Source organism: Nostoc sp. (genome assembly GCF_036919895.1).
In the GTDB taxonomy this organism is placed as follows: domain Bacteria; phylum Cyanobacteriota; class Cyanobacteriia; order Cyanobacteriales; family Nostocaceae; genus Nostoc.
This window is the reverse complement of sequence record NZ_JBALBW010000131.1, coordinates 1-6,393: the sequence shown is the minus strand read 5'-3', so window position 1 is coordinate 6,393 and position 6,393 is coordinate 1. Positions and strand designations below refer to the sequence as shown.

The following is a 6,393-nucleotide window of genomic DNA, read 5'->3' as shown; positions in this document are numbered from 1 at the left end:
CACTACTATTGATAGTCTGCTGATTTAACCCATACGCGCCAAAATTAACACCTGCTTGCGTTGTCACTTTTTCTGTAGGACGACGAGTGATAATGTTAATCACTCCTCCAATTGCATCAGAACCATAAAGGGTAGAACCACCACCTGGTAATACTTCTACTCTTTCAACGATATTGGTAGTAAATTCTGAAAGGTCAAAACCACCAGAACCTAAATCGTTAATTGGTCTACCATCAAGCAAAATCAAGACTTGTGCAGAGTTAGAACCCCGGATAAATTGACCGCTTAAAGCGTTTACTTCTGTGCCAACTGTACCATCAGGCAAAATACCTGTCAGAAATTTTAGTGCTTCTCTGACAGTTCTAGCACCCTGCGCTTCCATCTCTTCACCCGTAATTACGTAAACCGGACGGGTGGAATCTTTTACTGTCCCCTCGCGGCGAAAGGGTGAGTAAACGGGTTCATTCAATAGCTTGTCGATGACTGTTAATTCAATATCTGGTTCTTCTGTGGATGCTGGAGTATTTTCAGGTGTTACTTGTGCAACTGGTTGTAAGTCTCTTGCAGTACCTTCGTACTTGGAAAACTCAGATATTTGTGGAACTTGATTAGCAATGGCTACATTTCCTCCACATACCATCCCATAGATTGCGGTAAAAACGAAGATTTTTAAGAAAAATTCGCAATAAGTTATTACACGGGAAGTGGACATGAAACTCCTCGTTTTCAGTAAATGCAGATATTGATTTGTGCTATTGAGTTTTAAGATTTAGGTTTGAATTAGCTTGCTGCAATGCATTGGCATACCTAAATCATGGTGGATACTATTTGGATAGCAAAAAAGACATTGTGGTATTCATAAAAAATACCAAAATTCCTACAAGACTATCTAAAATTGAGTGTTGTTACTAACAGCGAAGCGAAGTAGTAGAACTTGCATAAGGTACTGTCTTAAAACAGTACCTGTACCCATGAAATTCATTAATCAAATGTATCATCTGTGCCTCGCAGATAAGTGTTTTGTGTCTAGAGTGAGTCGGCGGGTGTTCTGACTTTGAGACACGTTACATTCGTCTCATTACAGCTGCGGGACAGCGCCGGATTTACACCGAACTTTCCCCCTTGTGTCTGATGGCTGCTCCCCATCAGAACCGACAGTTATGTGTCACATTACCATAGTTATTGTCTGCATGTAAATTTCGATTAGTAACAATTTTAATTTTCCATATAACTTACTGGATATGGAATTATAGCGGTTCCCGTCAACACGCATAAAGTAAATCCCCTAACTCTCAGTACAGGGGACTTTGCGGACATTGTTGGTGTAGATTTAATTTCGTCAGGTATCTTACGTTCCTAACGTATTTTTGTGGAGGATACAAAATAGAAGTTTTGCATTTCTTTTAATCCACATTCCTTAAGGTAACTGGGTTAATTTCGGTTGCTCTAAGTATGTATATACCAACTGAGAAACTTGACGAACAAAATCCCTACCTCTGGTGTCATTGTAAGGTCTTCTGACAAAAATCCCTGCTAAGTAACGCTTTCCATTGGGCATCTCAATAATACCTGCATCCCCAATTACAAACCCTATATCCCCTGTTTTATGAGCAATTATCGCTCCCGAACCCAAACCAGCTGCCAGTAACTTTCTGTTATGGCAATGATTTAAAATGTCTATTGCCTGGGAGCGACTCGCATCTGAAATTAACTTATGATATTGAATCAATGCTGATAATTTTACTAAGTCGGCGGGACTGGTCGTATTGGTTCCCTTGAAATCTCCCAGTAAATTACGAATTACAGTATTTTTCAATCCCCAACTGCGAAACCTCTGATTTAATTTTGCCTTACCACCGAAACGGTCAATAATCATGTTTGTGGCGGTATTGTCGCTGATAGTAATCATTTTGTTTATGGTTTGCAGCACAGTCAACTTGGTTCCCACGCGTCGATACTGCAAATCTCCAGAGCCACTTGCAACCAAGTCTCGCCGCATTACCAAGGTATCATTTAGCTTAACTTGACCAGCGTCTATTTTCTCAAAAAAAGCAATCAGAATTGGGAACTTAATCGTACTCGCGGCGGGAAATACTTTGTCGCCACTAATATCCAAATAGTTACCCGTCTCTAAATCCACAAAAAACATCCCCGGCTTGAGGAAGCTATAGCGAGCCATCAATGCATTAATTTGAGATTTTAGTTCTGGTAGTTGTTGACCTAAAGCAACTACCCCAGCAAACATAGAAGCATTTACTGGTTTAGTGAGTATATCTGGTGGATTGGGCTGATTAATACCTGGAATATTTTGTAAAGCCCCTTGGCGTTGGAATAAGAGAAGTTGGGATTTTTTCTGGAAATTAGGGGTAATGGAAATTGGTGTTTGAGAAGATTGTTCTCCAGTTTCTATTCCCCATTCCACAACTCCTGTTGCAGGCATTTTTTCTTTTTCAATTGATGATAATTTAATGACCCAATGAGAGGGAGAATCTCCCTTAACTATTACACTTTGCGGAGAGACGGTATAACCGGGTGCTAATTCAATTACAAGTCTGGTCGTCTGGGGGTCAAGCTGCGCTACCCGAATTTCTCGAATCGCCGAACCAAAGTTTTGTTTGGTTGTAGGATAGCCCAAAATAGTTCCCGATAAATCAATGACAAGCCTTTTAGGGTTATCAATTAAAAAAACTCTCGGTTGAATACCTGAGTCAGTGGTTAAGTCAAGCTGATTTTGAGCAGGGTCAAAGTGCCAGGATTCTAATCGAGTTGCTCTTGCAGGAGAGGATAGGAGCAAAATACTAATTAAGCTCAGGAATAACCATCGTAATTTCATACAGTATGGTGAGGAGAATATTGAATTTTCTTAGAGAATGTTTGAAAAGGGTCTTTTGCTCTCGTATTTAGCACAGCGAAGCATCTCAGTAAATGCCTAAAACCTTGATTTACCGCCCTAATTAGTCAAAGTAAGAACAGTAAAATTATACATTATGTTAACTTTTAAGCATCCGATTACAAAGATTTTTCGAGAAATAAATGAAATCATAACTGATTGAGAATCATAAGCAAGAAAATATCTAATGTCAAGAATTTTGGATAGTAAATAAAAACTTATGCTGTGAATATAAATTCGGTTTAATGAAGTCAGTATAATTTTATTCACACCCGTTAAAAAACGGGTGGACAAAGTTTTCACAAATTACTCTAGAAGCACCCACTAACTTAGGATTTTACTATTGATAATTAGTTGATTGAGAATCATTCTGTGTGTTTTTATCTGTACAGGGTGTGATTTTCTGTGTAGGTGAAAGATATTCACCTTCTACTCCGATAGTGATTCCCCTTGTCTGACGCAGCGCATTTATCGCTTTCGGACAGTCACAACCAAATTTGGTAATCGCAGTGTCACTTTCCTCATCTGTCATATTTAGTTCTATCACCTTTTGATTATCAGCCTGAGAATTGTCAGCTTTTGCCAGAAAGAGGCGATTAAAAGTTGCTAAATGTGCATTTCCACTACAGTTTTGACGTTGACAATTTAAAGTAGCTGTATGAGCATTATTTGTCGAAACATTGTCAGGTAACTTCTGATGATTGGGATTATCTGCTTTTGCGGATTTTTCTAAGAATAAATTCAGCAGCAACGAACTAACAAACGTTGAGCTTGCAAATAGAATCAGGGGTAGTTTTTTCACTACTTTCTCCCAAATATGTAATTGGACTGCACAACCATAACACCCTCTATTCTCAATGTCAGTCTATTTTTAGCATCCAAATTATATTTTAATTATTTTCTAAATAAATATCAATAAACTTAGCATTAATTATGAGATTTTTTTAATTATTTTTTACAGTAAACTAAAGATATTTATTAAGTCGCAAATATGGCAAGATAGGGTGGATAAATACAATTTAATTACCCACTCTTTGAATAAATAATTTTTAAGTTTTTAAGACTATGGTATTGGAGTTTTTAACTTTGCTATTAAAGCTTTATATATCGCAATTGTAATAAAGCTGTAAAACCAGAAAAATTCATACATTTGATGATTGTCTGCTAGACATTAGTTCTGGATCTGAGCAAGAGTCAGAAGAACCACTTGATTGAATCCCCAGATTATTCGCGATGTTTACCCGCGAATAATCTTTATTTTTTTATTTTTGCCAAATAGGGATGCTCCCGTTGTTTCAAACAACGGTATTCTTTACACCTCCTTGGCTCTCTCTAGGTCGATGGATTGTGCAGCTTGACGAAACGATGCTATCGACGTGAGGCGATTGGAGCGACAATCCCACAGAATGTATTTGAAGCAATCAGGAATATCTACCATTCGCAGCATTTTTGCACTCCTAAGCAGGTGAATATTTTTATTGTGGCAAGCTTGGAGGTTGTAATTGGGGATTCTGTCGCAAAGATGATGAATGTTATGATAACCGATATCGGCGGAAAACCACTTTAAAATGGTGGGTAACTCCAGATAACTGCTGCCCTTAATTGCTCCTTCGAGATAGTCCCACCCTTCAGTTTTGTGGGCGTAAGAGCCATCAAAGTTGTGCTGAACAAAGAAGACGCAGATTAAGATTGCCGCAGCACAAGTTAGCGTGATTGAGTAAACGCTCACGAAAAAACCAAATCCAAGTAAATACCCTAGAAAAATCCAGCTACCGACTACACAAATGTTGTTGAACAACAGATGCCAAAACTCAGCCGCAGTGTACCAATTTCTAGACTTATGAGAGGAGATGATTCGAGGTAAATCCATAAAAGGATCTTGCTGCAAACAAGTCAGTAGATGAGTGATAAAATCATATATTCCGGCAATCAGGGCGAGTCTTGGCTTAATAGCAACATAGAAAAAACCTCCCGGAAAGATCATGAATGAGTGCCTCAGTAGCTCATAACGCCTTTGGGCAGATGGACTGAGGCGAGCAAACTCCTCAGTAGAGATTAATGCACTAGGACCGCGATAGCGTTGCCAATCACCGTTGGTTTTATGGTGATAGGCATGTCCTCTTGACCACGGATATTGAGGGACTGCGTTGATCACCCCCAGAATAAAACCGATAATCCGATTAACCCTTTTTGAACGAAAGAGTGAATAGTGTCCGCAATCATGCATTAAAGAAAAACAACGCGCTGAAAACAGCGTCATCAAAACTATAATGGGCGCAAGCAACCAAAAAGAAATAGAAGCTGCTTTGTGTGCTAAAAACCATAAAACCACATAAGGCACAACCGTATTCAGGATTTGATAAGTTGCCCGCAAGTCGCTGCTGTTCATGTAAGGACTCAGGACAAAATCCGACTTTTTCACTACGGTTTCCATTAAATAAAACTTTTTCCTAGCGGCTGAAGTTCTTTTTGGGGTAAGTTGAAATAACTGGTAGCATCAGCTAAATGCTTTATTAGCGTAGATTGTGGTAAAAGTCCTTGCAAGTGATTCCAAGGTAATACAATATCTGTTGACCAGTTATCATGAACGTAGAAATCTAGGTTAGGTATTTGTCCTTTAAGTTGTTTGAAAGCACGACGATAACTGCCCAAGGAGTCGCCATAATTACGGGTAAGTTCCAAAAGGTGGGATAGTCTGCGGTCGCCCCTGGATAACAAAGCTTGAATGATTGACCAATTATAACTTTCCGGTCGAAAATCTATACCTTGCGGCTTAAGTTGTTTCTGTAAAAGTTGCAACCGCTTTTCTGCTTGCCGATTGACTCCAAACCACTGAAATGGCGTATGTGCTTTGGGAACAAAGGTGCTACAGCCAAATGTTAAGCGTAATCCTGGCACAGTTTTTTTCAGAGAGCGCATCATTGCCACAGTTTGTTCTAAATCCTCTGGTTCTTCACCGGGAATTCCTACCATTCCATAAAGTTTCAAGTTTGTTAATCCACCACTTTTAGCATTGATCGCTGCTTGGATAATTTCATCATTATGTAATTTTTTATTGATAATTCTCCGTAAATTCTCTGAACCGCTTTCTACGGCAATTGTGAGCGATCGCGAATCTCGTTTCGCCAAAATTTGTGCTAATTTTACTGTTACGGTATTTGTCCGTACTGAGGCAATGCTGAGACGCACATCATCGTACTTTGGCTGATTCAGATGATCAAGTAGTCTTTCAAACTCAGGATGCTGAGTGACAGAAGCCCCCAATAATCCGATGCGTTTTGTCACTGATAAACCTTTTTCAATCGCTGGAATGAGAGAACCTTCCACACTTGCTGTTCTAAAAGGAAGCGTTAGATAACTTGCCAGACAAAAGCGACACATTTCTGGGCAACTTCTGACAACTTCCACCATACAGCACTTTGCGTGACTAACTAGTACAGTAGCAGCAGTGAGAAAAATAGTTTTGGAGTTGCTTGCTTGAGCATAAGAGGACTCCTAGTGAC

Annotated in this window: 4 protein-coding genes, 1 pseudogene and 1 riboswitch; all 5 genes and pseudogenes read right to left on the bottom strand. The window is 39.3% G+C overall.

The window, feature by feature from the left end; genetic code table 11:
• Window positions 1-640: TonB-dependent receptor (locus V7K55_RS25315; protein WP_442949114.1), on the bottom strand; the 640-nt coding region annotated here is incomplete at its 3' end.
• A 381-nt stretch (window positions 641-1,021) separates the two neighbouring features.
• Window positions 1,022-1,171: riboswitch (cobalamin riboswitch) on the bottom strand.
• Between the two features lie 246 nt (window positions 1,172-1,417).
• Window positions 1,418-2,833, bottom strand: coding sequence for a serine hydrolase (locus V7K55_RS25310; protein ID WP_334835756.1), 1,416 nt, complete (start codon window positions 2,831-2,833; stop codon window positions 1,418-1,420).
• Window positions 2,834-3,230: 397 nt separating this feature from the next.
• Window positions 3,231-3,692, bottom strand: a complete 462-nt coding sequence (locus tag V7K55_RS25305) for a hypothetical protein (RefSeq protein ID WP_334835754.1) — start codon at window positions 3,690-3,692, stop codon at window positions 3,231-3,233.
• A 510-nt stretch (window positions 3,693-4,202) separates the two neighbouring features.
• Complete coding sequence (locus V7K55_RS25300; RefSeq protein ID WP_334835752.1) at window positions 4,203-5,312, bottom strand: fatty acid desaturase; 1,110 nt, start codon at window positions 5,310-5,312, stop codon at window positions 4,203-4,205.
• An 11-nt stretch (window positions 5,313-5,323) separates the two neighbouring features.
• Window positions 5,324-6,304, bottom strand: a pseudogene (locus V7K55_RS25295) (B12-binding domain-containing radical SAM protein); the annotation flags it as partial.
• Window positions 6,305-6,393 lie beyond the last annotated feature (89 nt).